This is a genomic window from Streptomyces sp. WAC00040, from assembly GCF_056835925.1.
This window is the reverse complement of record NZ_JAKQZE010000004.1, coordinates 13,765-40,000: the sequence shown is the minus strand read 5'-3', so window position 1 is coordinate 40,000 and position 26,236 is coordinate 13,765. Positions and strand designations below refer to the sequence as shown.

25 protein-coding genes and 1 pseudogene are annotated in these 26,236 nt (G+C 70.8%); 16 read left to right on the top strand and 10 right to left on the bottom strand.

Going from position 1 to position 26,236, the window contains the following annotated elements; all coding sequences use genetic code 11:
* Positions 1-9: 9 nt before the first annotated feature.
* From MDN94_RS30880 to MDN94_RS30865, 4 genes are all read left to right on the top strand, one after another.
* Positions 10-1,344, top strand: a complete 1,335-nt coding sequence (locus MDN94_RS30880; protein ID WP_482729163.1) for a cytochrome P450 family protein — start codon at positions 10-12, stop codon at positions 1,342-1,344.
* A gap of 9 nt (positions 1,345-1,353) precedes the next feature.
* Complete coding sequence (locus MDN94_RS30875; protein WP_482729162.1) at positions 1,354-2,187, top strand: NmrA family NAD(P)-binding protein; 834 nt, start codon at positions 1,354-1,356, stop codon at positions 2,185-2,187.
* A 417-nt stretch (positions 2,188-2,604) separates the two neighbouring features.
* The gene (locus MDN94_RS30870; RefSeq protein WP_441267130.1) at positions 2,605-2,880 is read left to right on the top strand and encodes a hypothetical protein; all 276 of its coding nucleotides are present in this window, start codon (positions 2,605-2,607) and stop codon (positions 2,878-2,880) included.
* An 86-nt stretch (positions 2,881-2,966) separates the two neighbouring features.
* Positions 2,967-3,464: a GNAT family N-acetyltransferase gene (locus tag MDN94_RS30865; protein WP_482729161.1), complete on the top strand. Its 498-nt coding sequence runs from the start codon at positions 2,967-2,969 to the stop codon at positions 3,462-3,464.
* Between the two features lie 886 nt (positions 3,465-4,350).
* On the opposite strand, the gene MDN94_RS30860 is transcribed toward MDN94_RS30865, so the two are convergent.
* On the bottom strand, positions 4,351-5,082 hold the full coding sequence (locus tag MDN94_RS30860; RefSeq protein ID WP_482729821.1) for a helix-turn-helix transcriptional regulator: 732 nt from the start codon (positions 5,080-5,082) through the stop codon (positions 4,351-4,353).
* Positions 5,083-5,195: 113 nt separating this feature from the next.
* On the opposite strand from MDN94_RS30860, the gene MDN94_RS30855 reads away from it, so the two are divergent.
* Positions 5,196-5,633 carry a hypothetical protein gene (locus MDN94_RS30855; RefSeq protein WP_482729160.1) on the top strand — a complete coding sequence of 146 codons (438 nt, stop codon included), beginning with the start codon at positions 5,196-5,198 and terminating at the stop codon, positions 5,631-5,633.
* A gap of 75 nt (positions 5,634-5,708) precedes the next feature.
* On the opposite strand, the gene MDN94_RS30850 is transcribed toward MDN94_RS30855, so the two are convergent.
* Positions 5,709-6,332, bottom strand: coding sequence for a hypothetical protein (locus MDN94_RS30850; protein WP_482729159.1), 624 nt, complete (start codon positions 6,330-6,332; stop codon positions 5,709-5,711).
* A gap of 481 nt (positions 6,333-6,813) precedes the next feature.
* Between MDN94_RS30850 and MDN94_RS30845 the strand changes: the two genes are divergently transcribed.
* Positions 6,814-7,422 carry a superoxide dismutase gene (locus MDN94_RS30845; protein WP_482729158.1) on the top strand — a complete coding sequence of 203 codons (609 nt, stop codon included), beginning with the start codon at positions 6,814-6,816 and terminating at the stop codon, positions 7,420-7,422.
* A 226-nt stretch (positions 7,423-7,648) separates the two neighbouring features.
* Here the strand turns inward: MDN94_RS30845 and MDN94_RS30840 are convergent, their stop codons facing one another.
* Entirely contained in the window at positions 7,649-8,440 is a 792-nt protein-coding gene (locus MDN94_RS30840) for a class I SAM-dependent methyltransferase (protein WP_482729157.1), read from the bottom strand.
* A 381-nt stretch (positions 8,441-8,821) separates the two neighbouring features.
* Between MDN94_RS30840 and MDN94_RS30835 the strand changes: the two genes are divergently transcribed.
* Together MDN94_RS30835 and ctaD are read left to right on the top strand one after the other, a co-directional pair.
* Complete coding sequence (locus tag MDN94_RS30835) at positions 8,822-10,465, top strand: alpha/beta hydrolase (RefSeq protein ID WP_482729156.1); 1,644 nt, start codon at positions 8,822-8,824, stop codon at positions 10,463-10,465.
* Between the two features lie 182 nt (positions 10,466-10,647).
* A complete protein-coding gene (ctaD, locus tag MDN94_RS30830) occupies positions 10,648-12,381 on the top strand; it encodes an aa3-type cytochrome oxidase subunit I (protein ID WP_482729155.1) in 1,734 nt (577 codons plus the stop codon).
* A gap of 139 nt (positions 12,382-12,520) precedes the next feature.
* Here the strand turns inward: ctaD and MDN94_RS30825 are convergent, their stop codons facing one another.
* Positions 12,521-13,924 carry a DEAD/DEAH box helicase gene (locus MDN94_RS30825; protein WP_482729154.1) on the bottom strand — a complete coding sequence of 468 codons (1,404 nt, stop codon included), beginning with the start codon at positions 13,922-13,924 and terminating at the stop codon, positions 12,521-12,523.
* Between the two features lie 220 nt (positions 13,925-14,144).
* On the opposite strand from MDN94_RS30825, the gene MDN94_RS30820 reads away from it, so the two are divergent.
* Positions 14,145-14,678, top strand: coding sequence for a GNAT family N-acetyltransferase (locus tag MDN94_RS30820; RefSeq protein WP_482729153.1), 534 nt, complete (start codon positions 14,145-14,147; stop codon positions 14,676-14,678).
* Between the two features lie 368 nt (positions 14,679-15,046).
* Here the strand turns inward: MDN94_RS30820 and MDN94_RS30815 are convergent, their stop codons facing one another.
* Complete coding sequence (locus MDN94_RS30815; protein ID WP_482729152.1) at positions 15,047-15,904, bottom strand: hypothetical protein; 858 nt, start codon at positions 15,902-15,904, stop codon at positions 15,047-15,049.
* Positions 15,905-16,332: 428 nt separating this feature from the next.
* Here MDN94_RS30815 and cas1e point away from each other — a divergent pair.
* Together cas1e and cas2e are read left to right on the top strand one after the other, a co-directional pair.
* A pseudogene (gene cas1e / locus MDN94_RS30810) lies at positions 16,333-17,157 on the top strand (type I-E CRISPR-associated endonuclease Cas1e); the annotation flags it as partial.
* 33 nt (positions 17,158-17,190) lie between these two features.
* Entirely contained in the window at positions 17,191-17,751 is a 561-nt protein-coding gene (cas2e, locus tag MDN94_RS30805; RefSeq protein WP_482729151.1) for a type I-E CRISPR-associated endoribonuclease Cas2e, read from the top strand.
* Positions 17,752-17,794: 43 nt separating this feature from the next.
* Here cas2e and MDN94_RS30800 read toward each other — a convergent pair whose 3' ends face one another.
* Positions 17,795-18,967: an RNA-guided endonuclease InsQ/TnpB family protein gene (locus MDN94_RS30800; RefSeq protein WP_482729150.1), complete on the bottom strand. Its 1,173-nt coding sequence runs from the start codon at positions 18,965-18,967 to the stop codon at positions 17,795-17,797.
* Positions 18,968-19,289: 322 nt separating this feature from the next.
* On the opposite strand from MDN94_RS30800, the gene MDN94_RS30795 reads away from it, so the two are divergent.
* Positions 19,290-20,642, top strand: a complete 1,353-nt coding sequence (locus MDN94_RS30795; protein WP_482729149.1) for a glutamine synthetase family protein — start codon at positions 19,290-19,292, stop codon at positions 20,640-20,642.
* Between the two features lie 251 nt (positions 20,643-20,893).
* Here MDN94_RS30795 and MDN94_RS30790 read toward each other — a convergent pair whose 3' ends face one another.
* Positions 20,894-21,490: a TetR/AcrR family transcriptional regulator gene (locus MDN94_RS30790; RefSeq protein WP_482729148.1), complete on the bottom strand. Its 597-nt coding sequence runs from the start codon at positions 21,488-21,490 to the stop codon at positions 20,894-20,896.
* Between the two features lie 159 nt (positions 21,491-21,649).
* Here MDN94_RS30790 and MDN94_RS30785 point away from each other — a divergent pair, with 159 nt between their 5' ends.
* On the top strand, positions 21,650-22,612 hold the full coding sequence (locus tag MDN94_RS30785; RefSeq protein WP_482729147.1) for an alpha/beta hydrolase family protein: 963 nt from the start codon (positions 21,650-21,652) through the stop codon (positions 22,610-22,612).
* A gap of 357 nt (positions 22,613-22,969) precedes the next feature.
* The gene (locus MDN94_RS30780) at positions 22,970-23,614 is read left to right on the top strand and encodes a dihydrofolate reductase family protein (protein WP_482729146.1); all 645 of its coding nucleotides are present in this window, start codon (positions 22,970-22,972) and stop codon (positions 23,612-23,614) included.
* Positions 23,615-23,892: 278 nt separating this feature from the next.
* On the opposite strand, the gene MDN94_RS30775 is transcribed toward MDN94_RS30780, so the two are convergent.
* Positions 23,893-24,075, bottom strand: coding sequence for a hypothetical protein (locus MDN94_RS30775; protein ID WP_482729145.1), 183 nt, complete (start codon positions 24,073-24,075; stop codon positions 23,893-23,895).
* Between the two features lie 373 nt (positions 24,076-24,448).
* On the opposite strand from MDN94_RS30775, the gene MDN94_RS30770 reads away from it, so the two are divergent.
* Together MDN94_RS30770 and MDN94_RS30765 are read left to right on the top strand one after the other, a co-directional pair.
* Entirely contained in the window at positions 24,449-24,622 is a 174-nt protein-coding gene (locus MDN94_RS30770) for a hypothetical protein (RefSeq protein WP_482729144.1), read from the top strand.
* Positions 24,623-25,082: 460 nt separating this feature from the next.
* Entirely contained in the window at positions 25,083-25,493 is a 411-nt protein-coding gene (locus MDN94_RS30765; protein WP_482729820.1) for a RidA family protein, read from the top strand.
* A gap of 122 nt (positions 25,494-25,615) precedes the next feature.
* Here MDN94_RS30765 and MDN94_RS30760 read toward each other — a convergent pair whose 3' ends face one another.
* Positions 25,616-25,756 (bottom strand): hypothetical protein, encoded by a 141-nt coding sequence (locus tag MDN94_RS30760; RefSeq protein ID WP_482729143.1) that lies wholly within the window; start codon positions 25,754-25,756, stop codon positions 25,616-25,618.
* On the bottom strand, positions 25,753-26,061 hold the full coding sequence (locus MDN94_RS30755) for a hypothetical protein (RefSeq protein ID WP_482729142.1): 309 nt from the start codon (positions 26,059-26,061) through the stop codon (positions 25,753-25,755). Before MDN94_RS30755 ends, MDN94_RS30760 begins: the two co-directional genes overlap by 4 nt.
* Between the last annotated feature and the right edge of the window lie 175 nt (positions 26,062-26,236).

Here is a 26,236-nt window from a genome sequence, read left to right as displayed (position 1 = left end):
GAGCACCCCATGGCCCACCCGCACCCGCACCCGCCCGCCACGCCCGGCCCCCGGCCGTTCGTCCTGGACCCCGCCGGCCGCGACCTGCACGGCGAGGCCGCCCGCCTGCGCGCGCTGGGCCCCGCCGTCCTCGTCGAACTCCCCGCCGGCATCCAGGCCTGGTCGATCAACACCCACGACCTCCTCAAGACCCTCCTCACCGACGACCGCGTCTCCAAGGACCCGCGCCGCCACTGGCCCGCCTGGCAACGCGGCGAACACCACGACACCTGGATCCGCACCTGGGTCGGCGTCCACAACATGGACACCGCCTACGGCCCCGAACACCGCCGGCTGCGCAAACTCGTCGCCCCCGCCTTCACCGGCCGCCGCACCCAGGCCATGCTGCCCCGCGTCCGGCACGCCGCCGACCGCCTCCTCGACGCCCTCGAGGACACCGCCCCCGGCGCCGTCGTCGACCTGCGCGCCACCTACGCCCACCCGCTGCCCATGCAGGTCATCTGCGACCTGTTCGGCGTCCCGGAAACCTCCCGCCCCCGCCTCGCCCACCTCATGGCCCGCGCCATGGACACCACCCTCACCCCCGACGAGGCCGAACACACCGTCCACGAGGTCGACCGGGCCCTCGCCGCCCTCGTCGCCCACCGGCGCCGGCACCCGGGCGACGACCTGACCAGCGCCCTCGTCGCCGCCCGCGACGACGACGGATCACACCTGAGCGAAAGAGAACTCCTCGACACCCTCCTGCTCGTCATCGGCGCCGGCAACGAGACCACCGTCAACCTCATCGGCAACGCCGTCCACGCCCTGCTCACCCACCCCGACCAACTGCGCCTGGTCCTCGACGGCACTGTCTCCTGGCACGACGCCCTCGAGGAGACCCTGCGCTGGGCCCCCAGCGTCGCCAACGTCCCCCTGCGCTACGCCGTCGAGGACATCCCCCTGCCCGGCGGCCCCACCATCCGCAAGGGCGAGGCGATCCTCGCCGCCTACGCCGCCGCCGGCCGCGACCCCGGCAAACACGGCCCCACCGCGGACCGGTTCGACATCACCCGCCCCGGCAGGGGAGCGGCCGAACACCTCGCCTTCGGACACGGCGTCCACTTCTGCCCCGGCGCCCCCCTCGCCCGCATGGAAGCCGCCGTCGCGCTGCCTGCCCTCTTCGACCGCTTCCCCGGCCTCCAGCTCGCCGCCGCACCCGGCGGACCGCCCCCCACCGAAGGGTTCATCGCCTACGGACACCACACCCTCCCCGTGCGCCTCACCGCCGCACTCCACCCGGTCGCCAGGAATCCTCGGCTCCGACTCGAGGGACCTGGCGCGGCCCGGAACCGCTCGGTTTGACTGGCACGCATGACACCTGACGCAGTCACAGCAGACACCCGTCCGACCCTCGTCACCGGCGGCACCGGCAAGACAGGACGCCGCGTCGCCGAGCGGCTCTCCTTACGCGGCCTGCGGCCCCGTACGGGATCGCGCACCGGCACCCCGCCCTTCGACTGGAACGCCCCCGCCACCTGGGACGCCGCCCTCGACGGCATGGGCTCGGTCTACCTCAGCTACTACCCCGACCTGGCCTTCCCCGGCGCCGCCGACACCGTCGGCGCCTTCTGCCGCACCGCCGTCGCCGCCGGCGTCCGCCGCATCGTCCTGCTCTCCGGCATCGGTGAGGAAGGCGCCCGCGCCGCCGAGGACCAGCTCAAGGCCTCCGGCGCCGAATGGACCGTCGTGCGCTCCAACTGGTTCGACCAGAACTTCTCCGAGTGCTTCTTCCTGCCGCCGGTCCTCTCCGGTGAACTCGCCGTCCCCGCCGCCGACACCGTCGCCCCCTTCGTCGACGCCGACGACGTGGCAGACGTCGCCGTCGCCGCCCTCACCGACCCCGCCCACACCGGCCGCACCTACGAACTGTCCGGCCCCCGGCTGCTCAGCTTCGCCGACATCGCCGACGAACTGTCCAAGGCCACCGGCCGCACCATCACCTACCGCCCCGTCACCGTCGAGGAGTACCGCACCATCCTCGAGGACGCCGGCCAGGACCAGACCTACGCCGACGTCTTCGCCGTCTTCCTCGACGGCCGCAACGCCCACCTCGTCGACGGCGTCCGCCAGGTCCTCGGCCGCGAGCCGCGCGACTTCACCGACTTCGCCCGCGAGACCGCCGCCACCGGCGTCTGGACACCCTGACCCGCACCCGCCCCCGGGGGGTGTCCGGGACACGTCCCGGACACCCCCCGCACGCACCCGCCGACAGGTGCATTCAGGCAGCCCCCACCAGCGCCGACAACCCCTGCACCACCGCCCACACCGCCTGGACGCCGCACTGCTGCGCATGGGTCCCTACGGCGAGTGCCAGCGGCTGAAGACCTACGCGGAGACGGGACCCGGCCTCCGGCCTCTTGACCTTCGGCCCTGCCCGCACCGGCCCGCCCACACGTCGGGCGGGCCGGTATGTCCGTCACACCACCACTGTTGTGACGAACTGTCATGTGACGAAATGCCATAGGGGGCATTCGGGTGGCGATCCTCCCGCACTGCAACTGCCGCCGCCCGCAGCGCAGTCCTTGCCACCACACACACCGCACCACCCTCAGGGAGGCAGACATGACCGCCTGGCACACCACCACCGGGACCACCACCATCGACCCCTACCGCTTCCCCGGCGCCCCCGACGACTACCTGCTGCCCGCGCCCCGGCCCGGACAGCGCGTCCCCCTCCCGCTCGAGCCGGCCGACCGCCGCCGCCTGGACCTGCACGCGGCCCTGACCACCGCCGGCATCGCCCCGCTGCCCGGCGACCTCGCCGCCATCGACGCGCTCTGCGCCCTCGACGACACCACCCACGCCGCCCTCCAGCGCTGGATCACCCGCACGCCGTGACCACGACCGCCCCCACCGCACCGGGTGGCCGGGCCACGTCCCACCCGGCCGCCCGGCCCCACGCCCGGCCGCGTACCGTTCCCTCCATGTCCCGCCTCGAACCCCTGCACGCCGGCCACGCCGACGCCCTGCTCGCCTTCGAACGCGACAACCGGGCCTACTTCGCCGCCCACGTCCCCGACCGCGGCGACGACTACTTCACCCACTTCGCCGACCGCCACGACGCCCTCCTCGCCGAACAGGCCGCGGGAACCTGCCGTTTCCACGTCCTCGTCGACGACACCGGCGCGATCGTGGGCCGCGTCAACCTCGTCGACCTCGCCGACGGCGAAGCCGAACTCGGCTTCCGTATCGCCGAGAAGGCCGCCGGACGAGGCCTCGCCACCACAGCCGTCCAGCAGATGTGCGCACTCGCGGCCACCGCCTACGGCCTGAACACCCTCCACGCGGCGGCCACCGTCGCCAACACCGGCTCGCGGACCGTCCTCGCCCGCAACGGCTTCACGGAAACGGGCACCACCGTCCTCGACGGGCACCCCGCCCTGCGCTTCACCCGCACCCTCGCCCCACCCGCCCCGGCCTAGCCACCGGCACCGGGGACCGGCACACCGGGCCCGCCCCCGAACCGGCCCACCGGCCGTACGCGAGCGCCCTACCCGGCGCCGGGGCTCGGCCTCGTCACCGGGGCCCCGGCCGGGGGACGTCGGAGCCGCACGGCTCCGGTCGCCCGCTGCCCCGGACTCCGGCCGTCACGCCCTTGCCGGCGGGGCACCGGCCGGCCCGTCCGCTCACGCGACGCCGGAACTGCCCGCGAAGAGGGGGGCCCGTCGGCTCGTCGTCCAGTGAGTGGCGGATCTTGTCCGTCAGGGTGCCCTGCTACTGGTCCGGCCCGCCGCGCGGGCGCGAAGGGCCCGGCGGGCGGCCGGTACGGGTCATCCGTGACGGCCGCCGGACCCCACGGCCTCCACCGCGGCGTCGATCCGGTCCGCGAGTTGCACCTCGAGATGACGGCCGGCCTCGGCGATCAGGTCGGTGACCCCGTCCCCCGACGGGGGAACGGTGGCATACGCGGCGTCCTGCCCCGGGAAAGGAAGATCCCGGCTGGACGGGGGGGGACCAGCCGGGATCGGCACAGGGTGGACACGGAGGGCGGTCGCCTCTCGGCGAGGGCTCCACAGGGCTTCAGCCGAACGATCTTCCCCATGGGCTACAGGTGAGGCCCGGGGACACTGTCCCCTCCGCGACCACATACAGATGAACGGTAAACCATCCCGGGTTGTTCCCGGCAACCCCACCACCCGCCCCACCGGCCCCGACCGCCCGACGCGCTCTCCCGCCCGACCGCAACGCTCCACTGAGGTCAACCGGCTCCTGGCCGCCCGGCTCTCCGCACTGCCCGCCTGACGCCTGCGGTCCGTGAAGCTGCCGCGGGCGGCACTTCACTCCCGTGATCCGAATCCACCCGGACACTCAGCGTCCGGCATCCGGAGAAGGCTCCGCGCACGGGGAGGACGCCGGCTCCAGGCGGACGCAGCACCGGCCGGGGGCGGGCGCCAGACACGCCTGGAGGCCGTCCTCGCCGAGCCCTTGGAGCACGCCGCGCAGCAGGTGGAGGTTCATGCCGCACACCGTCTCGGTGTGCTCGCGGGCGAGTGCGTGGAAGGGGCAGTTGCCCAGAACGACGGCGTCCCCGTCGTGGCGGGGCTCGAATCCGTACCGCTCCAGCAGGTCGAGCACATCCGTGGCGTCCTGCCCGGCGAGCTGTGCTCCGAGCCGGTGCGCTTCGCGGTGCAGGACGGTCCTGACCGGTTCGCCGGTGGCCTCGGACGCCTCCACGGCCTGCGCGAGGAGCCGCCCGGCCAGTTCGTAGTGACGCTCGGGCAGGCTGACGGCGACCTGCTTGGCCGAGCGCTTGTACAGCTTTGCGGGCCGGCCCGCCCCCGGACCGGTGCGTCCGCTGCGCCGCTCGTAGACGACGTCGAGCAGCGATTCGTCGGCCAGGCGGTCCAGGTGGAAGGCGGCCGTCTGCCGGGCCAGGCCGAGAGCTTCGGCGGCCTCGTCACGGCTGACCGGTCCCGGCCGGCGCGCGACGTGGTCGTAGAGCCTTCTGCGGGTCGGCTCGTCGAGGGCGGCGACGGCGGAGACATCCGGGTCCGGCGCGGCATCCGGGCGGGGTGCTTCTTTCGGGTGGTCCACGAACACCAGTGTAAAACCAACAGCCATTGACTAAAGAAGTGATCCGCGCTTCTATCGATAGTGAGAGTTGTCGATAGAAGGTCGGCAGAGAACCGAAGACGGAAAGAAGGGCGCCCACCATGTCGTCCCCCACCACAACCACCCCGTCCGCCCCCGTACGGCGGGCCGCGCTCACCGACCCCGGCTATCAGGCGTTCGTCATCCTGCGCATCGGGTTCACCGTGGCGCCCGTCCTGTTCGGGCTGGACAAGTTCACCAACCTGCTCGTCGACTGGCCCGTCTATCTCGCGCCGTGGATCAACGACATCGTCCCCGGCAGCGCACAGCAGGCCATGTACGCCGTCGGCGCCATCGAGATCGTGGCAGGCGTCGCCGTTGCGCTCGCACCGCGCTTCGGGGGCTGGCTCGTGGCCGGCTGGCTCGCCGGCATCATCGTCAACCTGCTGACCGTCCCGGGCCACTACGACATCGCGCTGCGCGACTTCGGTCTCCTGCTCGGCGCGGTCGCCCTCGCCCGGCTCGCCCAGCACTACCACGGCACCCGGCGGCCGCACTGACGAATCCGCGACGGGCGGGCCCCGGGCCCCGACCGCACCCGAACGGCCGGGGCCCGGGCCCACCGTGCGGGCAGGTCAGGGCCTTGCCGGGGGCGGCAGTTCGGCGTGCACGACCGTGTAGCCGCCCTTGGTCACCGGGGCGTACGGCGCCGGCGCCATGCACGTACCGACAGGGGCCTCCTCGGGGGCGGTCGCGCCGCCCGGCAGCAGATTCACCCCGTTCCACGAGAAGCCCACACGGTCGCCGGAGCGGTTCTTGCCGTCCTTGCCCCCGTCGTGGACGCTGAATCCGAGCCGCCGCCCGATGTCGAGGGGCCCGCCGGGACCCACCTCGGTGATGACGGCCGTCAGTGTCGCCGTGCGAGGGCCGGTGACCAGGCAGTCCACCCGCCCCTCGGCCGTGTAGGTGACGTCCCGTGCGGCCGAGTAGTGCGAAATCCTGACCGTTCCCCGGGCGTCGGTGGGAAGACCCGTGGGTATCCCGGGCAGCGGCCGGCTGTACGGAGCGGCGACCGCGTCGAAGCTGAACGAGCGGACGTCGTCGTCCTGGTGGTAGGGCAGCACGAAATCCGCACGGCCGGTGACACTCGCGATCGACTGCGTGCCACGGCCTGCGGCGGAAGCGCCGGAGGCGTCAGAGGCCCCCGACGTGCTGGAGGCGCCGCTCACGGCGAGCGCTGCGACTGCCGCGGTCAGCACGGCCACGGTCCTGCGTGGTGACGGAGAAAGCACGGTGATCTCCCGGGAGTCGGTGTGTTCCGGCGCGTCACATCCTTCACACCGTCCCCTCCCGGGCCATCGGCCCAAAGCGGCAACTCCCCGCGCCCGCCTCGGCCGTTCGGCGGACCCGTGGTCGCTCTCAGGTCGCGCGGACCGGCGCGACGAGGCGCGCAGGTCCCGGCGGCGGGCGCGCCGCGCCGCCGCCGGGTCGGTGTCGGAGGACCACGGCGGGGGCCGCCCGGGCCGGGGGAGCGGGGTCGGCGTCCGGCGGGCGCCGGTGAGAAGACGATCACCTCTCGGAGGAACGGCAGCACGTCGAATGCCGCACCGCCGAAAGCTGACGTGCCGACCCCGCCCCCCGGCCATATTGATGCAACAGGTACGTTGTTGCAAGTAATGCGCAATAGAGGTTGGGTGTCCCTGGACGATCACCCACACGGAACGAAAGAGGACGTGCCTGATGGGCACCTACGCGCTTCCCGACCTGCCTTACGACTACTCCGCTCTGGCCCCGGCCATCACGCCGGAGATCCTCGAGCTGCACCACGCCAAGCACCACGCCGCCTACGTCAAGGGAGCCAACGACACCCTGGAACAGCTCGCCGAGGCCCGGGAGAAGGACCTGATCACCCCCACCGGACTGGTGGGTCTGGAGAAGACCTTCGCCTTCAACCTCTCCGGGCACGCCCTGCACTCGATCTTCTGGCAGAACCTCTCCCCGGACGGCGGTGACCGCCCCGTAGGCGCCCTCGCCGATGCCATCGACGAACACCTCGGCGGCTTCGAGGCGTTCAGGAAGCAGCTCACCGTCGCCACCACCTCGGTGCAGGGGTCCGGCTGGGGCGTGCTGGCCTGGGAGCCGCTCGGCCGCCGCCTGATCGTCGAGCAGGTCTACGACCACCACGGCAACGTGGGCCTGGGCAGCACCCCGCTACTGGTCTTCGACGCCTGGGAGCACGCCTACTACCTGCAGTACAAGAACGTCCGCCCCGACTACGTCACCAAGCTGTGGGATCTGGTCGACTGGGAGGACGTCGGCGCCCGTTACGCGGCAGCGGCCGGCGCCTGACCTTCACGCGGGCCGTGCCCGACCGCAACGGCGGGCACGGCCGAGGGGGCGAGGGGACGACCCGGGAATCCAGATGCCCGGGCATTCGGGTGAACGGCGTACGGAGCGGGCGCATCCGCCCCGCGACCGCACCGTACCCGCTTCCGCTTCCGCAGCCGCACGGCGTCGCCGCCCCGCACCGCCGGTCGGCACCGGCCACCGGGGGAGCGGGCCCCCGCGGGGCCGCTCACGCGGCGTGGGTGACGCGCAGTTTCGACTGGCCGTGCGGCAGTTGCTCCCAGTCGTCCATGAAGCGGGCGGTGAGGCCGTGCCGGGCGGCCAGCCGGACCAGCGTCTGGGTGCGGTAGTAGAAGTCCTCGCCCAGCACCTGGTGCTCGCGCGTCTCGGTGCGGTCGTAGGTGAAGTCGAAGAACCCGCCCGGTGCGAGCACCCGCCCCACGTTCGCCAGGCATTCGTCGATGATCTCCAGCGTCGAATGCGAGAAGACGCTGTGCGCGTGCACGACCGTGAACGCGGCGTCGGGGAGGAAGTCCAGCGTCAGGTTGTCGACGGGCGTCAGATACGGAAGCTTGTGCTGGAGCCCGTAGCGCACGAGGGTCTTCTTGGCCTCGATGAGAATGTCGGGGGAGATGTCGATCCCGTAGTAGTGGCCGGGCTCCAGATGGTCGATGAACCGCCAGCCGGCCCGCAGATTGCCGCAGCCGATCTCCAGCATCCGGTCCTGCGGCGCCAGCCCGTGCTCGCGCAGGTAGTCGAACTGCATCTGCCCGATGGCGAGCCAGCGGTCGTGCGAGGGCCCGCCGCCGACCGCCGCCTCCGGGCTCCTCGCGGTGTCGGAGGCCATCACCGCCCGGTAGTAGGCGACGTGGCCGCCGCGGTGGCGCAGCCGCAGCCATGTGTCCCGGCCCGCCCGGCGCAGGTAGGGCAGGACGCGTCGCGGATGCCGCAGCGCGTACTGCGCCTTGTGGCCGAGGCTCGACCGGTTCGTCGACAGGCGGGATGCGGGTCGTTGCGGCATGACGGCCTCCGTGCCATCGGTGGGCGTCCCCCTTCCCGGATGCTAACCACGTGCGGCCCCGACGGCCGCGGGCTCACCCGTTCGGCACACACTCCACCCGGATCCCGACGCCCCGCCCGGCCCTTCTGCCCGCACGCGATGTGCGCTCCCGCCGCACGCCGCCAGGACCGGAATGCCGCACCGGCCGGCCCAACAGCTCTCCGACCCTTGCGCGTACCGCTCGGCGAACTGCCGCGCGGACCTCGCGGCGAACACCAGCGGCACAGGGCGTCTCCCCGGCGAACACCTGCCCGCACAGGGCGCCTCCACGGCGGCCCGCCCACGGCCCCCGAACGGACGCCGTGCCGTGCGTCTCCGGCATGGCCGCCAGAGGGTGAAGCCATGCCCTCCACACGAGCGATGTCCGCCGCCGTCCTGCTGTCCACCGCCACCCTGCTCTCCTGCTCCCTCACGGCCTGCACGCCGGCGGCGCAGGACGGCGACCAGGGCGGCCGCGGCGGCGCAGCCGCCGACGGACAGGACACAGGCCGGTTCCGGCAGCAGCCCCTGGACTGGAAGGACTGCCCGGCGCCCTCGCCCATCCAGGGCGGCGGCCGGGCCCCCGAGCCCCTGCCGGACGGCACCCGGTGGCAGTGCACCACCCTGCGGGCGCCGCTGGACTGGCAAAAGCCCTCGGGGGAGTCGATGGGCATCGCGCTGATCCGGGCCCGATCCAGCGCCGACGCCGGCGACCGGATCGGTTCGCTCCTCTTCAACTTCGGCGGCCCCGGGGAATCGGGAGTCGCCACCCTGCCCCGCCTCGCCCCCGACTACGAGAAGCTCCGCTCCCGGTACGACCTGGTCAGCTTCGACCCGCGCGGCGTCGGCAACAGCCGGGGCGTGCGCTGCCTGGACGCCGGCGCCGCCGACGAGGACGAGGTGGACGACACCCCCGACGACGGCGGCGACGAGAACAACGCGCTGGTCGCGTTCAACCGCGAGACGGCCGCGGCGTGCAAGAAGAACTCCGGCGACATCCTCCCGCACGTCGGCACCACAGAGGCCGCCCGGGACATGGACCTGATGCGCCACGTCCTCGGCGACAAGTTGCTCCACTACTTCGGGATCTCCTACGGCACCCGGCTCGGCGGCGTGTATGCCCACCTGTTCCCGAAGAACCTCGGCCGGGCCGTTCTGGACGGCGTCGTCGACCCCACCCGCACCACGATGGAGGAAGCCCTCGGGCAGGCCGCAGGGTTCCAGCTCGCCTTCGAGCACTTCGCCGCCTGGTGCGCCGAGCAGGGCTGCACGCTCGGCGACAGCGGCGAGGAGATCGTGGACACCACCGTCGAGCTCGAGGCCGACCTCGACGACGCTCCGCTCCCCACCTCCGACGGCAGTGAACTCGACGGCAACAAGCTCACCGGCGCGATCATCAGAGCGCTCTACCGGCAGGAGTTCTGGCCCGCGCTCCTGGTGGGCCTGGAAGCAGCCGCCGGCGGCAACGGCGACATCCTGCTGGACCTGGCGGAGGAGCTGAGACAGCGCGGCGCCGGCGGCGACACCGCCGGCAACGACGACGAGAGCAACGCCAACGAGAGCAACGAGGACGACGCCTTCAGAGCCATCACCTGCGACGACTCCAGCGACCGCTACACCGTGGCGGACGTGGAGGCAAAGATGCCCGAGTTCGTCGAGACGTCGCTCCTGTTCGGACCCGCCCTGGCGTGGGGCACACTCGCCTGCGACGGCTGGCCGGTGCGGGGAGAGGCCGAACACCCCGAGGTGAGCGCGCCCGGCGCGCCGCCGATCCTGCTGGTCGGCAACACCGGGGACCCCGCCACCCCCTACGAGGGCGCCGCCCGCATGGCGCAGCAGCTCGGCAAGGGCGTGGGCTTCGAACTCACCTACAAGGGCGAGGGCCACGGCGCCTACGACAGCGGGAACGCGTGCGTGCAGAACACCGTCAACGCGTATCTGCTCGACGGGAAGCTCCCGAGGAGCGGCGCGGTGTGCGAGGCGGAGCCGCTGCCGCAAGGCAAGTAGCCGGCACGGTCCCCGCCCGCCGACCCGCCCGCTGACCCGGCCGAGGGCAACTGCGAAGGCACCGGGCGCGGCTTCGCGGCATAACGTGTGGCATCGCGTTGGCTGGGCACTCCACCGCTTCCGAACCGCCGCTTCCGAACCGCGCACGAAGGAACCGCCAGAACCGCCCGGGGGTCACACACATGGTCACATCCACCCGCACGCCGGCGCCCGTTCCCGTGAAGGGCCGCACGCGGGGCCAGGTCGTCATCGTGTGGCTGACGACCACGGATCACAAGAAGATCGGGCACCTCTACCTGATCGCGTCGTTCCTCTTCTTCGTCGTCGCCGGGGTGATGGCCCTGCTGCTCCGTGCGGAACTGGCCCGGCCGGGTATCCAGATCCTCTCGAACGAGCAGTACAACCAGACGTTCACCATGCACGGCACCATCATGCTGCTGCTGTTCGCGACGCCCACGTTCGCCGGTTTCGCCAACGCCGTCATGCCGTTGCAGATCGGCTCTCCCGACGTGGCGTTCCCACGGCTGAACATGCTGTCGTTCTGGCTGTTCTTCTTCGGCGGCCTGATCGTGCTGAGCAGCCTGTTCACCCCGCAGGGCGCCGCCGACTTCGGCTGGACCGCCTACACACCGCTCAGCGGCGGCGAGCGCTCACCGTACGTGGGCGGCGACCTGTGGATCATGGGCCTGGCGCTGTCCGGGTTCGGCACGATCCTCGGCGCGGTCAACTTCATCACGACGATCATCTGCCTGCGCGCCCCGGGAATGACGATGTTCCGGATGCCGATCTTCACCTGGAACATCCTGTTCACCTCGGTCCTGGTGCTCTTCGCCTTCCCCGTCCTCGCGGCCGCGCTGCTGGTCCTGGAGGCCGACCGGCGTTTCGGCGCACAGGTGTTCAACCCGGAGAACGGCGGCCCGCTCCTCTGGCAGCACCTCTTCTGGTTCTTCGGCCACCCCGAGGTCTACATCATCGCCCTGCCGTTCTTCGGCATCGTCACGGAGATTCTCCCCGTCTTCTCCCGGAAACCGATCTTCGGCTACATCGGCCTGATCGGGGCGACCATCGCGATCACGGGCCTGTCGGTGACCGTGTGGGCCCATCACATGTTCGCGACCGGCGCCGTCCTGCTGCCGTTCTTCTCCTTCATGACGTTCCTCATCGCGGTGCCCACCGGGGTGAAGTTCTTCAACTGGATCGGCACCATGTGGCGCGGGTCGCTGTCCTTCGAGACGCCGATGCTGTGGTCCATCGGCTTTCTCGTCACGTTCCTCTTCGGCGGCCTGACCGGCATCATCCTCGCCTCGCCGCCCCTCGACTTCCACATCACCGACAGCTACTTCGTCGTGGCCCACTTCCACTACGTCGTCTTCGGCACCGTCGTGTTCGCCATGTTCGCCGGCTTCCACTTCTGGTGGCCCAAGATGACCGGCACGATGCTCGACGAACGCCTCGGCAAGATCCACTTCTGGACGCTGTTCACCGGCTTCCACACCACGTTCCTCGTCCAGCACTGGGTCGGCGCCGAAGGCATGCCGCGGCGCTACGCCGACTACCTCGCCGCCGACGGCTTCACCGCCCTCAACACCCTCTCCAGCATCGGCGCGTTCCTCCTGGGCGCCTCCACGCTCCCCTTCTTCTACAACGTCTGGAAGACGGCCAGGAACGGCAAGCGCATCGACGTCGACGACCCCTGGGGCTACGGCCGCTCCCTGGAGTGGGCCACCTCGTGCCCCCCGCCGCGGCACAACTTCACCACGCTGCCCCGGATCCGTTCCGAGTCGCCCGCCTTCGACCTCCACCACCCGGCCGTAACCCAGCTCGACGCGGCCGAAACCACCGGCCGGCGCGATGTCGTCGAACCGGGCAAGGGCGTGGCACCTCTGAGCCGGGACGAGAACAGCACACAGGATTGAGACGCGAAATCCCGCACCTCAGGGCGGGGTGCGAGCACCCGGTACAGGGGACCCCCGCCGAGCGAAAGCCGGAGCGCCGAAGGGCTGTCACAGGAGGAGAACCGCTCTTCCTGTGACCGCAGTTGCTGCTGAAGAGCCGTCAGCGGCCTCTGCGGACCCGGGCCGCCTTACGGGCCTCCGCGAGACCCCGGGCCTCGGCCGTCCTGCGCGACTCCTTCGGGGCCCGGGCGCCCAGACCCCGGAACGGCGCGTTGCCGCCGGCGGACCTGTCGGCGACAGGCGGCCGCTTCGCCCCCGTGATACCCGTCAGCTTCTCCTCGCCGGAACGCACCTGGGTGACCACCGGCCGGATCCCGGCATCGGACATCATCCGGTTCACCTCACGCCGCTGCCCCGGCGTGACCAGGGTGACCACCCGACCCGACTCACCCGCACGCGCCGTACGGCCGCCCCGGTGGAGATAGTCCTTGGGATCGGCGGGCGGGTCGACGTTGACGACAAGGTCGAGCGCGTCGACATGGATGCCCCGCGCCGCCACATTGGTGGCCACCAGCACGGTGACCTCACCGCTCTTGAACTGGGCGAGCGTGTGCGTGCGCTGCGGCTGCGACTTCCCGCTGTGCAGCGCGGCGGCCCGGATCCCACTGCCGCGCAGATGGCGGGTGAACTGGTCGACCGCGTGCTTGGTGTCCAGGAACATCAGCACCCGCCCGTCCCGGGCGGCGATCTCCGTGGCCGTGGCGTACTTGTCCGCCGGATGGACGTTCAGCACATGGTGCTCCATCGTGGTCACCGCGCCCGCCGCCCGGTCGACCGTCGCGAGCACCGGATCATGGAGGTAGCGCCCCACCAAGAGATCGATGTTGCGGTCGAGGGTGGCCGAGAACAGCATGCGCTGCCCGCCCGGCCGCACCTGGTCCAACAGCTCCGACACCTGGGGCAGGAACCCCATGTCGCACATCTGGTCCGCCTCGTCCAGCACCGTGATCCGCACCTGGTCCAGGTGGCAGTCCCGGCGCGCCACCAGGTCGGCCAGCCGGCCCGGGGTCGCGACGACCACCTCGGCGCCGGCCCGCAGCGCCGTCGCCTGCCGCCCGATCGACAACCCGCCGACCACCGTCGCCGACCGCAGCCCCAGCGCCGACGCGTACGGGGCCAGCACGTCACTCACCTGCTGCGCCAGTTCCCGGGTCGGCACCAGGACCAGCCCCAGCGGCCGCTTCGGCTCGGCACGCCGGCCCGCGGTACGGGTGAGCAGGGCCAGCCCGAAGGCGAGCGTCTTGCCGGACCCGGTCCGCGCACGGCCGAGGATGTCCCGGCCGGCCAGCGCGTCGGGCAGGGTGGCCGCCTGGATCGGGAACGGTTCCGTCACCCCGGAGCCGGCCATCACCCGCGCCACTTCCGGGGGCAGGCCCAGTTCGGCGAAGGACTGCGCGGGCGGCGAACCGGGCGTCAGCGTCACCGCGGAAAGCTCACCCTGCACGGCCGCAGGCCGGGTCTTGCCGGCACCGAGGCGCCCGGCGGCTGATGGCTTCGCATTCATGGGGGGACCCTTCCGTGGTCTGGCGCCCGGAACGAGCCGGGGCCCGCACCCCTTGGTACGGGCCCCCGGAACGACGAAGCGTGACCCCATTTTACCCGGACGCCACCCCCGGCCGGGCCCGCCCACCCCGCCCGGCGCACGGCCCCGCACCGCGGCCCCCGCGGACCGGCACGGGCACCGATTAACGGTGACCCCCCTGCCTCCGGCAGGATGAGCCCCCATGACCGAGATCCGCACCCCCCGCCTCATCCTCCGCCGCTGGGACGACGACGACCTCGTGCCGATGGCGGACATCAACGCGGACCCCCAGGTCATGCGCTGGGTCGACGATTCCTCCCCGCACGATCTCGAGCGCACCGCCGAGGCGATCGAGCAGTGGGAAGAGGAATGGGACGAGGAGGGCTTCGGTCTCTTCGCCGTCGAACTGCTCGCCTCCGGCGAGCTGGCCGGCTTCACCGGACTGTCCGTACCCGAGTTCCTGCCGGAGGTGATGCCCGCCGTGGCGATCAGCTGGCGCCTCGGCTCCCAGTTCTGGGGCCAGGGATACGCGTCCGAAGCCGCCCACGCGACGCTCGAGTTCGCGCTCCAGGACCGCGGAATCGACCGCGTCATCAGCATCAGCCGCGCCGGGGACGACGCGTCCGAGAACGTCATCCGCAAGCTCGGCATGGTGCTCGAGCGCGAGACGGTGCACCCCGTGTACGGCTTTCCGCTGCGCGTCCACAGCATCGACCTCACCGAATTCCACGCCTGAGCCGCCGGCCCGCCCGGGCACCCGGCGCCGCCCTTTCAGGCCAGGCACTCAGGCCGGGCGGCCCCGGGCCCGCCCGGCCCCTGCAGGTCCGGAAAATGCGGCATTGCTCACCGGCCACACGGCCCTGTGTGTCCTGCCCGTGCGCCCGTGAAGAAGCACAGGAATTTCCGCCACCCGCCACGAGAGGCGGTTCACCCGCATCCGCAGGATCGCCACACCCTGCCTCCGCCTCCTGGGGGCCGACCCGCCACGGCCGCCGCGAACCCCGCCGGATACCCCCGCCTGCGCGAAGACCACGTGCGGCAGATGCGCAGCGGGATGCCGTGCGTCGGAACACCCCCGCCTGCGCGGGGACCACGGGCTCGCCCTCAGACTGCCGGCGGAATGGGAGGCTGGTGATCGTCAGCGTGGCTCCACACTCGGGCGATGGGGGCCGACGCTTTCTTGTCTTCTCCGCCAATCAGTTCCTTCGCCAAAGTGGCCGCCGCAACAAAAAACGAGAGCAGCGTGACGACGAGGGCGGCCAGGGCGATTCGGTCAGTTGTGGAAGCACGGCCCCACCAAGACCCATGTGGAACGTTGCCTGTGGGCTTCAGGATTGCCCGGTTGGCTCGTCGCCAGATGGTAAGCCCCGCGAACATTGCCAGGAAGACGACGACTCCGCCGAGAACTGCGCCAATGAGGCGGATTCTGGAGATGTCCTGTGAGCCCGCGCCGGATGGAATTCCAGAGTTCGCGATGATGGCGCCCACGAACACGCCCACATAGGGTAGAGCGCCTCCAGCTAGCGCCCAGAGCATCCTCTTCTTGCGTGCTCTGAGTGCCGCATCGTCGGACCTCTTCGTTCCGCCTGCACCACGCAAGAGCTTTTCCGTGCGGGCTGCTTGGCCGTACACCCAGGTCGCGTCGCTCCCGGAAACGTGGACCTCAACGCGCTGAGTGTCTATCGAGATATTGACGTTACGATCCCCGGTGCCGTCGTGCGCCTCGAGGGCAAGGTTCTCCCATTCGTCGAGGTTCCCCGATGCGTTGGCGTTGCGCACGTGATCGATCAGGTCGTCGAGCGTCTGCGCACTGTAACGGGTGTTGTCGCGCTGGGTTGACACGACGGCTGAACCGGCGGGGATGCCTTCGGGTGCGAGGGCGAAGAGGCGGCTGAGTTCGCTGTGGCCGAGACGGCAGGTGACGAAGACCATGCGAACTTCGGTCTGTTGGCTGACGGACATGCGGCGGATCTTTGTGCATTGAGATCCGCCGCCGCCACCGAGTGTGGCAACCCGTCACCAACTTGTGGCACGCCTACGCCGCGCCCCGCCTCTCGGCGAGCGGTAGGTTCAACGCTTTGGCATGCCCAGGCTGCTGTTCACAAGTGGGGCAGCGGACGCCGGTGTCCAACGTGATGCCGAGGGTCTGGCCGCAGGTACAGACGACGGGGACGAGGCGGACCCGCTCCCGCCTGCGCGGGGACCACGCCCAGGGCGACTCCGCCGAGGTCGACCTGCCCGGAACACCTCCGCCTGCGCGGGGACCACGCCACATCCGGCATCTGTCCCCCGGCTAACCGCGGACCACCCCCGCCTGCGCGGGGACCACTGCTGCATGCGGCACGCCGCACGAGCCACCGGCGGACCACCCCCGCCTGCGCGGGGACCACGGAACCTCGATCACCCAGCCCGCACTGTCCACCTTCGCCCGCCACGGAACCACCGTCGTGTGCAGCGGCTCCGGCGGCGTCCGCTGCTACTCGGCAACGACCTCCGACGCCCTGACCACCCGCTGGCTGGAGCACCAGGTCCACCAGTGGAGCGACCCGGAACGCCGCCTCGCCGTCGCGCAGCGCATGTACCTCAAGCGCTTCAACATCTCCGTCCCACCCGACACCCCGCTGAACAAGCTGCGCGGCCTGGAAGGACAGCGTGTCAAAGCGCTCTACAAGCTGCTCGCACAGCAGCACCGCATAGGCCGCTTCCGACGCAACTACGACCCCGCCTCGTGGGACGAACAGGACCCCGTCAACCTCGCTCTGTCCTCGGCCAACACATGTCTGTACGGCATCGTCCACGCTGCCATCGTCGCGCTCGGCTGCTCAACCGCCCTCGGGTTCGTCCACCAGGGAAAACAACATGCCCTCGTCTACGACATCGCCGACCTATACAAAGCCGAACTCACCATCCCGCTCGCCTTCTCCCTGCACGACTCGCCCCATCCCGAAGCCATGGCACGACGCAGCTTCCGCGAGGAACTGCGCCTGTACAGACTGCTGCCACGGATCGTCGCAGACGTCCAGTCCCTTCTTGCTCCGGACGAGACCGCACCGCTACCCGAGGGCCACGCAGTGGAACTGGTCAATCTGTGGGACCCGGGGACGGGATCTGTCCCTGCGGGTGTGAACTACGCATCGGAGGCCAGCGCACACCCTGCAGACGCACCCCTGCCAGATGGCGCAGTCAACGAGGGGGAGCCCGATGTCCGGCGCTGAAAGCCCTCGAGAAGGGGCCGCACCATGCCGTCCATGACCGTCCTCACCACCACTGCGGTCCCCGATCACATTCGCGGCGCACTCACCCGGTGGATGATCGAACCCATGCCCGGCCTGTATGTCGGCACACTGTCGGCACGAGTCCGCGACGAACTCTGGCGCGTGGTCAGCGCCTCCATCGGAGCAGGCGCGGCAGTACTCGTCCACCCCGACTCCAACGAGCAGGGCTACGCACTGCTGACCGCCGGCGAACGACGCCGCATCCCCGTCGACTTCGACGGTCGCACCCTCGTCGCCTTCCGCCCCGAGGACTACACCGACCCGTCAGGCAGTCCTGTCGAACGGCACCAGGAATCTGCCGATGTCGGTACTTCTCGCGAGGAGAGCCACCTGGGCGGACTCCTGAGAGGAGAGTCCAGGAACACCCCTCGCGCAACTCGCGGACCTGGTCCCAGGCACCGGGTCGCCGTGGCTCAACGCCACGACGGCCGACAGGAATCTGCCGGAGAGGACCTCTATCCCGGCGTGGTAACCATCATCAACCCGACGGGATTGCTGTCCGTCCTGCCGGTCCTGCAGCTCTGCGTGACCTGACGACCTTGAAGTGCTCTCCCGGCTGAAGCCGGGAGATTCCTGCTTACCTTGTGGCAGCGGGCTTGACGCGCTTCGCGCGCCTGACGACTGCCCTCCCGGCAGCCGGGATGAGCGCGAGGCCCATCCGGTAGAGGTGCAAGACGTTCCGGGCTGCGTTGTGGTCGGCGTTGCCCGACCAGCCGCAGTCCGGGTTCTTGCACACGAACACGGCCTGGCTCTCCCGGTTGCCGGGCGCGGTGAAGCCGCACGCGGAGCAGCGTTGGGAGGTGCCGGGGGCGGGGACCTTTACCAGGGTGCCGCCGTGCTGGGCGGTCTTGTACGTCAGCATGGTGACCGTCCGGCCCCATGCCTCCTGAGCGATGGAGCGGTTCAGCCCAGACTTCTGGGCGACGTTCTTCCCCGGCTCCTCGATGGTTCCCTTGGCCGACTTGACCATGTTCGTGATGGTGAGTGCTTCGACCACGACGGTGCCGTATGTGCGGGCGATGACGGTGGTCGTCTGGTGCTGCCAGTCCAAGGCCCGGCGCTTGGCTTTCGCGCGGAGTCCTTTGATCTGGTCGTAGGTGCGGTGCAGCCGGCGGCTGGTGCGCTCGCCGGGCTTGCGGTGCTGCTTACGCTGCGCGGCGCGCTGCTCCAGGTGCAGGAGCTTGGCCTTCTCCTTCTTGGTCAGCCATTCGCCGTGCTCGTACGTTTCGCCGTCCGAGAGGGCTATGGGCACGGTGACGCCCACGTCGATGCCGACGTCCGGCCCCTGGTGTGGTTCGGGTTCGACCTCCAAGGCCTGGATACGGAAGGCGATGTGCCAGCCGAGCGCGTCCTTGATCAGCCGTGCCCCGGTGATCCGGTTCTTTGCGCCTGCCCGCTTGCCCACCGGAAGGTGTTTGGTCCACCGGAAGCGGACCCGGCCCACCTTGGGAATGTTGACCATGCCCCAGCGTCGGTGCACGCGGGTGATGTTCAGGTCCCGGCCCTGCGGGATGTCCACGGACATCACCGTGCGGAGGCGGCCCTTGAAGTTCGGGGCGTCGGCGCGGCCCTCCCAGCAGTTCTTCCACGCCCGGAAGTACGTCTTGAGTACCGCTTGCGCGGCCTGGGCGGGGAGGACGGCCAGGAAGTCGATGTCCTTGCGGGCCTGTCGGATCGCGGCGTCCGCGTTCGCGAGAGTCCGCATTTCCTTCGGCATCATCCGCCACCACGCGTGGAGAAGATTCCACATCGTGCGGGCCGCGTGCGCCTGATCATCCGCCGCGCGAGCCCCGGCAGGACGCAGAGCACTCCCGCGCTCCGCGCCTCCGGGCCAAGGATGGCCTTCACCCCCGCCCTTGAAGGGCGGAGCACTGGCCAAGACCAGAGGTAGAACGCGGACAGGCCAAACGGACGAGCCGGTAGCCGTCCGGGTCGGCGACCGTCACCCGTGGCTCATGCCGCGCGGCGCGACGCGCGGCTCGCGCATGAGACGGGGCCGGGGAGCGCGAATCGGCAACCATGAACGCAGGTGTCCCGGCGATGGACACCCGCGCGGTGGGAGGAGGCGTTCGGTGGAAGCGGCAGAACGGGACGAGCGGCGGTTGTCGGCCCGCCACGAAGCGGCGCGGCTTGCCGCCGAAGGCGTACGGGCCGTCGCGATCAGCTGGGTCGACAACGCGGGCGTCAGCCGGGTCAAGACAGTGCCCACCAGCAGACTGCCGCAGGCGGCGCACCGAGGCGTCGGCATGTCCCCGGTGTTCGACGTCTACACCTCGGACGACGCCGTCGTCAGCTCCCCGCACATCGGCGGCCCCGACGGCGACCTGCGGCTCCTGCCCGACCTGGAGCGGCTCACTGTCCTGGCGGCGCAGCCGGGTTGGGCCTGGGCCCCGGCCGACCGCTATGACCAGAACGGCCTCCCGTATGCGGCGTGCCAACGGCAGTTCGCCCGGCGCATGGTACGGCTGGCCGAAGCGCAAGGCCTGGAAATGCGGATGGGCTTCGAGACCGAATGGGTGGTCCTCAAGGACGACGGCAGCGAAGGTCATGCCGGCCGGGGTCCCGCCTACGGACTGACCCGGGTGGCCGAGCTGTCGGACTATCTGCTGGCGGTCCACGACACGCTCGCCGCGCAAGACATCGAGGTCCTGCAGCTCCATCCCGAGTACTCGCCCGGGCAGTTCGAGGTCTCCACCGTACCGGCCGATCCCGTCCGCGCAGCCGACGAGCTCGTCCTCGTCCGCGAGAGCGTACGGGCGGTCAGCCTGGCACACGGCCTGCGTGCCGTCTTCGCGCCGGTGGTCGTCGCCGGCCAGGTCGGCAACGGCTGCCACCTGCACTTGAGCCTGCGCCAGAACGGGCGGAACCTGCACCGTGACCGCACCGGCGCCCACGGTCTCGCCGCCACGGCGAACATTTTCCTCGGCGCCGTCCTGGACGCCATGCCCGCCCTCTGCGCCATCGGCGCCCCTTCCCCTGCCAGTTATCTGCGCCTGATTCCCTCTCATTGGGCGGGTGTCCACCGCTGCTGGGGCATCGAGAACCGCGAGGCCGCGCTGCGTCTGGTGCTCGGCGAGCCCGACGACCTTGAGGGCGGGCACGCCGAGCTCAAGCCCTTCGACGCCGCGGCGAACCCCTATCTCCTGGTCGGGTCCGTCATCGCGGTGGGCCTTCAAGGCCTCGGCGACGGCGGTCCCGCGCTTCCCGCCCCCGTAAGCGGCGACCCCGCCGGCCGCGGCGACCAGGAGCGGCTGCCGACCTCGCTCGGCGAGGCGCTCACCCACTTCGAACGGAGCGGAACGCTGCGTGCGGCGCTCGGGGAGGCGTTGTACGGGGCAGTGCTGGCTGTTCGGCGCGCCGAGGCCGAGGCCCTGGCCGAGCACAGTCCGGAAGCGCTCGCCGAGGCCACGCGATGGCGCTGGTGACGGGGCGCTGATCGAGCTGCCGCCCTGGATGGACCACCACTGCCACGGCGTGGTCCACCGGACCTCGGGCCGCGGTGACCGCCGGACGCGTTTCCTCAGTCATGATCACGACCCTAGGGCCCGAAGTGCCCTGCGGTGCGGGTCATTTCGATGCCGAAACCGTGGGTCGGTCCGTTCGGTCACGATGGGGGACGAGACCGGGATCCAGGCGGTCGCGGAGGGACCGGGCCGCGATGGCGCTCGCCGGCGTGTCAGGACGCCTGAGGTGGCTGGAGTCCCTGGAGGAGGAGAGCGATCAGGCGTCGGGGGTCGTAACGGGGGTCGTCGTCGCGTCCGATGCAGAGGTTGCCGATGCCGCGCATCAGCTCGTACGGCTGCAAGCCGGGCCTGATGTCGCCGGCCTCCACCGCGGCGTCGAGCAGTTGGGCGCAGACGGGCAGCAGGCGGTCGAGGAAGTAGGTGTGCAGAGCGGCGAAGCGGTCGCTGTCGGACTGCAGGGCGTCGGCGAGGCCGTGCTTGGTGACCAGGAAGTCGACGAAGAGGTCGATCCACTCGCTCAGCGCGTCGAACGGGGAGTCGGCGCCGGCCAGCAGGTGCGGGCCGGCCTCGGCGCAGGCCTCGATCTGGTGGCGGTAGACGGCGGTGACGAGATCCGCCCGGGTGGGGAAGTGGCGGTAGATCGTGGCCATCCCGACGCCCGCCCGGGCCGCGATTTCGCGGATCGGCGCGTCGACCCCGGAGGTGACGAACACCTCCGCGGCGGCAGCGAGCACCGTCTCCCGGTTGCGCTGCGCGTCGGCCCGCTTACCTCGGGACGGCGACTTGCCGGCAGGGCTGTCGGTGGCCATCACGTAGTCCTCCACACCGATTGACAAAACGGAGCAGCGCTCCGAATACTAAATGGAGCAGCGTTCCGTTTCAGGTTAACCGAAGCGGGACGCTCCTGACCGCCCTGCCCGCCACCGGCCGCAGGAGACCGGCAGCGCCACCGAAAGGGAACCCACATCGTGAGCACACCCACCACCAGCACCGACACCATGAGCACGCCCGCCCCGGTCCTGTCCTACAGCCCCGTAGTCCTCACCGTGCCCGGACGCCCCGTGGACCTCCAGGTACGCGTCTCCGCACCCGCGACCGGAACCGGCCTCCCCGTCCTCCTCCTCTCCCACGGCCACGGCCCCTCGCACCACCTCTCCTCCCTCCACGGCTACGCACCGCTCGCCAACTTCTGGGCCGCTCACGGATTCGCCGTCATCCAACCCACCCACCTCACCTCCCGGACACTGAGCCACCTGGTCGCCGACGCACCCGGCGCACCCGACTTCTGGCGCTCCCGCGCCGAGGACATGACCCACATCCTCGACCGGCTCGACACGATCGAGCGCACCGTGCCGCAGCTCGCCGGACGGATCGACCCCACCAAGGTCGCCCTCGCCGGGCACTCGCTCGGCGGCTTCACCGCCGCCCTCCTCCTCGGCGCCAAACTCGCCGACCCTGACACCGGGAACGTGGTGCACCTCCTCGAACCCCGCATCAAGGCAGGCGTACTGCTCGCCGCCCCCGGCAGAGGCGGCGAAGTCCTCAACGGGCCCATGGCCGAGCAGTGGCCGATCATCGGAGCCGTCGACTTCTCCACCATGACCACACCCACGCTGGTCGTCGCCGGCGACAAGGACGACCCCCGGCACTTCACCGACATGGGGCCGCAGTGGCACGCCGACCCCTACACCCTCGCCCCCGGCCCCAAGACCCTGCTCACCCTGTTCGACGCGGAACACGGACTCGGCGGGATCGCCGGATACGACGCCGCCGAGACCACGGACGAGAACCCCGAGCGAGTCGCCGCCCTCGCCCGTCTCACCGCGGCCTACCTCCACACCCGGCTCCACCCCGACGCCCCCACATGGCACACCGCGTGCGAGGCATTGACGACCGGCCCCGACCCGGTAGGACGAGTCGAATCCAAGTAAGCACGGAGAATCCGACGGGCGCGCACTCCACGACCGTGTCCGAGCAGCCGTCGCCCCGGCGCCAAGTGCCTCGCCACCCAGCCCCTCAGCCGAACCGACTACCTCCGCCGCCCGGACCCCCGCTGCCCGAATCGCAGCCCACCGCGCCCGCATCGGAAGTGGCGGCTTCGGCGCCGTGCCCGAGCGGAGCACACTGAGGGCACCTGGATGCCGCCGACGGGCGCACGTGAACAAGTCACATTGGGCACTCCTCGGAAAACTTACGGGCCGCTGTCGATCCGGCCACCTCCCGTTCGACGCCTTGATGCAGAGCGCATTGCCGTACGAGGGATGCGCGGGGACCTGATGAGGAAACACATGGATCAGCTACTGAGAGTGATGAACTTCAACGTCTCGAGTGATGGCATCGGTGCCGGTGAACACCAGAGCCTCGAGAGCCCGTTCGGCCATGCCCATCCCGAGAGACTGTTCGCCTGGGCCGGTGCCACGGCGAGCTGGCCCATGCGCACCGACCCCGGAGGGAGCCGCGGCCTCGACGACTACTTCACGCGGGACTTCGCACGCAACATCGGCGCCGAGATCATGGGCCGCAACAAGTTCGGCCCCCAGCGTGGGCCCTGGCGCGACCACGACTGGCAGGGATGGTGGGGCGACGAGCCCCCGTTCCACACCCCGGTGTTCGTCATGACCCACCACCACCGCCCCTCGATCACGCTCTCCGACACCACGTTCCACTTTGTCGACGGCAGCCCGATCACGGTCCTGGAACGGGCACGGGAGGCGGCGCAGGGCAAGGACGTCCGCCTCGGCGGCGGGGTCACCACCATCCGGCAGTTCCTTGATGCCGACCTCGTCGACACCATGCACGTAGCGGTCTCGCCGGTGAAACTCGGGTCGGGCCTCCGCCTTTGGCAGTCACCCGATGAACTCCTCGACCGGTTCCACCTCGAGGTCGTGCCCAGCCCGAGCGGCGTGACGCACCACCTGTTCTGGCGCAAATGACCCGGACGACCACTCGGGAATCCCGGCACGGCCGATGCGAGCGTTCCGGTGAATGAACGCCACGTTGTGGGCGAGCCACTACTGCACACCGCGGTACTCGCCCACAACCGGCGCCGCTTCTCTGCCGATCATCATGGCGGTGAGGCACGGGTCGATGAGCTGTCGAGCCGTCGTCCGGCCACCCGAGGACGACCGGCCGAGCGCGAGGAGAAGAACAGCGGCGGCAGGGTTTCCGTCGGCGGCCAGGGCGGCGTCCGGGTCCTGACTGCGACCCGACCTCACAAAGGGCTTTCGTCCTCGTTCCCCGATGATTCCCCCTCGGAGGACGCCTCTCCGGACTTGTCGGCTCGTTCCGCGGCGTCGCCCGTCTTCTCGCCGTCGGGCCGGCCCTTCCCGCCCCGGCGCTTCTCCTCCTCGAGCTGCTTGCGGACCTCTTCCGGCTTGTCTCCGAGCTGGTTCACGACCTGCTCCCTGGTCATCGATGACGTGGTTCCGCGGCCAGGTTCACACAGGCCCACACCACCCGCACCCGGACATGGCGACGCCGACAGAGCCCGCCCGGCCCCGCACGAACACCACCCGGATCGAGCAGGCGTCATGCCCCGTGCACGGCCGCCGGCGGAACGACCCCGACACCAAGAACGCGGTGCACCTCGTCGCCCCCCACCAAGGCAGGCGTACTGCTCGCCGCGCCCGGCAGGGGCGGCGCAGCGGCGGCCGGAAGGCCCAAGCTCTGGACTTGCTCAAGTCCGGTTGGGCCGTCGGTCGCCAGGGGCATCGTCCACGTACACGCGACGCGACAGGCACGCGTGCCGGAGACACACGGGGGACGACATGACCGACTTCCTGATCACCGCGGGCTTCGCCGTGATCGTGATCCTGCTCGTCGGGGCGGGCCGGAAGAAGAAGACGAAAGGCCGGGGCAGTCGCGGAGGCGGCGACGGCGGTGGCTACGGCTGCGGCTGCGGCGGCGGCTCCTCGTGCGGCGGCGGGGGCGGCGGCGACTGAGCCGCCCCGACCGGGACCTTGCCCCGACCGGGACCTTGCCCCGACCGGCACCTTGCCCCGGCCGGGACAGCCCGGAGCGCAGCGCCCTGTGAGGCCCGCTCCGCCTGCCGCCTCGACCGCCCGACCGGGACGAGCACATGGGCACAGGGCAGCATGGCTGTGTGGCGGATCATCGCGGACGAACAGCCAACGCCGCGCCCCGGCCGCGTTGTTCGACGCCTGGAACGATCCGCACCGCCCGGCGAAAGCGGTGCCCGGAACAATCCCCGGGCAGAGCTGACGGCTGGGAAGAGGGTCACCGACCCGGGCGGGCTCGTCGAACCCGTTGACCCGACCAACGCCACGGTGACACTCCGCACCCGACGGCGGGTGCCGTGGGACGGCGAAAAGGAGAAGACGGCGCCGACGCGCCCTTGGCAGGATGTCCGGGCTCAACACCCATGGAAAGGACACGACGACCGTGGCTCGTGCCGTCACCCTGATCCGCTCCGCCTCCCTGTCCGACGTCGCCGAGTACGCCTATGCAGCCACGGCGCCTGCCGAGGCCCGCCTGATCTTCCTCGCCGGGGCATGTCCACTGAACGACGACGGCTCGACGGCAGCGATCGGGGACTACGCAGGGCAGGCCCTGAAAGCCGTCGAGAACATGCAGACCGCTCTCACCGCCGCCGGCGCGTCCCTCCAGGACGTCATCAGCACGAGGGTCCTCGTGGCATCGGCCCGCCGGGAGGATTTGGTGAGTGCCTGGGAGGTGGTCCGGGACTCGTTCGCCGACCATGATGTCCCCAGCACTTTGATGGGCGTCACGGTGCTGGGCTACAAGGACCAGCTCGTCGAGATCGAGGCCGTCGCCGCGGTACACGACGTGTGACGGGCTTACCTGGCTCTGCCAGGAGTTCGGGTTCCGGCTCGACTACGGTGACACCGCTCCCGTCCCTGCACTGCTCGCCTGCCACACTGCCCGGTACCGCGTCGCGACCGGGGGACGGGTGTTCACCGCGGCGTTCTTCTCCGCCTCCTCCGGGGTCGTCCCGGGCGCCCCTCGAAGACCGCGGTCCACACGATCTGCTCGTCGGGGACGATCTCGCGGTACTCGCCGTGGAAGGCGATCTCGACGCCGCCCTCGGCCGTCATGACGTACCGCCAATGCCGCCGACCCGGAAGTCCATCTCGACCGTGTCCATCGTGCCGCGCTCGTGGACGGCGACAGCCGCCGCCCACGAGCCGGGGCGCGCAGACCGGAGTTCCGGCGAGTCCCGCACCCAGCGGCATCTCGCCTCGCGGTGCCAGCTGCGCTCGGCCTCGGCGATGCGTGGTGTGTCCGACTCCCCGGCCTTGCGGCTGGAGATGTACCGCTCGGCCCGCTTGCCGGGGCCGACATCGGGGAAGCCGGCCACCACGGAGTCGACGACTGTCCCGTCACCGGTGACGAAGTCCACCTGGACCGACTAGAAAGCCGCCTCGAGGTCCTTCCGGGTGCGTGATGTGGCGGTTCGTATCCGTCGGGGACGCGGACCTGGTCGCGCCGCGAGGGCCGGTCGCCATGGAAGTGCCGGACCCCTTGTCGCCGGAGCCGTGGGATGACGGCCCGCACTCCCTTTCACGGGGGATGCC

Bases quoted from the DNA above. Each gene is read 5' to 3' on its own strand.
- MDN94_RS30880 (WP_482729163.1), top strand. From the start codon at position 10: ATGGCCCACCCGCACCCGCACCCGCCCGCCACGCCCGGCCCCCGGCCG.
- MDN94_RS30875 (WP_482729162.1), top strand. From the start codon at position 1,354: ATGACACCTGACGCAGTCACAGCAGACACCCGTCCGACCCTCGTCACC.
- MDN94_RS30870 (WP_441267130.1), top strand. From the start codon at position 2,605: ATGACCGCCTGGCACACCACCACCGGGACCACCACCATCGACCCCTAC.
- MDN94_RS30865 (WP_482729161.1), top strand. From the start codon at position 2,967: ATGTCCCGCCTCGAACCCCTGCACGCCGGCCACGCCGACGCCCTGCTC.
- MDN94_RS30855 (WP_482729160.1), top strand. From the start codon at position 5,196: ATGTCGTCCCCCACCACAACCACCCCGTCCGCCCCCGTACGGCGGGCC.
- MDN94_RS30845 (WP_482729158.1), top strand. From the start codon at position 6,814: ATGGGCACCTACGCGCTTCCCGACCTGCCTTACGACTACTCCGCTCTG.
- MDN94_RS30840 (WP_482729157.1), bottom strand. From the start codon at position 8,440: ATGCCGCAACGACCCGCATCCCGCCTGTCGACGAACCGGTCGAGCCTC.
- MDN94_RS30835 (WP_482729156.1), top strand. From the start codon at position 8,822: ATGCCCTCCACACGAGCGATGTCCGCCGCCGTCCTGCTGTCCACCGCC.
- ctaD (WP_482729155.1), top strand. From the start codon at position 10,648: ATGGTCACATCCACCCGCACGCCGGCGCCCGTTCCCGTGAAGGGCCGC.
- MDN94_RS30825 (WP_482729154.1), bottom strand. From the start codon at position 13,924: ATGAATGCGAAGCCATCAGCCGCCGGGCGCCTCGGTGCCGGCAAGACC.
- MDN94_RS30820 (WP_482729153.1), top strand. From the start codon at position 14,145: ATGACCGAGATCCGCACCCCCCGCCTCATCCTCCGCCGCTGGGACGAC.
- MDN94_RS30815 (WP_482729152.1), bottom strand. From the start codon at position 15,904: ATGTCCGTCAGCCAACAGACCGAAGTTCGCATGGTCTTCGTCACCTGC.
- cas2e (WP_482729151.1), top strand. From the start codon at position 17,191: ATGACCGTCCTCACCACCACTGCGGTCCCCGATCACATTCGCGGCGCA.
- MDN94_RS30800 (WP_482729150.1), bottom strand. From the start codon at position 18,967: ATGTGGAATCTTCTCCACGCGTGGTGGCGGATGATGCCGAAGGAAATG.
- MDN94_RS30790 (WP_482729148.1), bottom strand. From the start codon at position 21,490: ATGGCCACCGACAGCCCTGCCGGCAAGTCGCCGTCCCGAGGTAAGCGG.
- MDN94_RS30780 (WP_482729146.1), top strand. From the start codon at position 22,970: ATGGATCAGCTACTGAGAGTGATGAACTTCAACGTCTCGAGTGATGGC.
- MDN94_RS30770 (WP_482729144.1), top strand. From the start codon at position 24,449: ATGACCGACTTCCTGATCACCGCGGGCTTCGCCGTGATCGTGATCCTG.
- MDN94_RS30760 (WP_482729143.1), bottom strand. From the start codon at position 25,756: ATGACGGCCGAGGGCGGCGTCGAGATCGCCTTCCACGGCGAGTACCGC.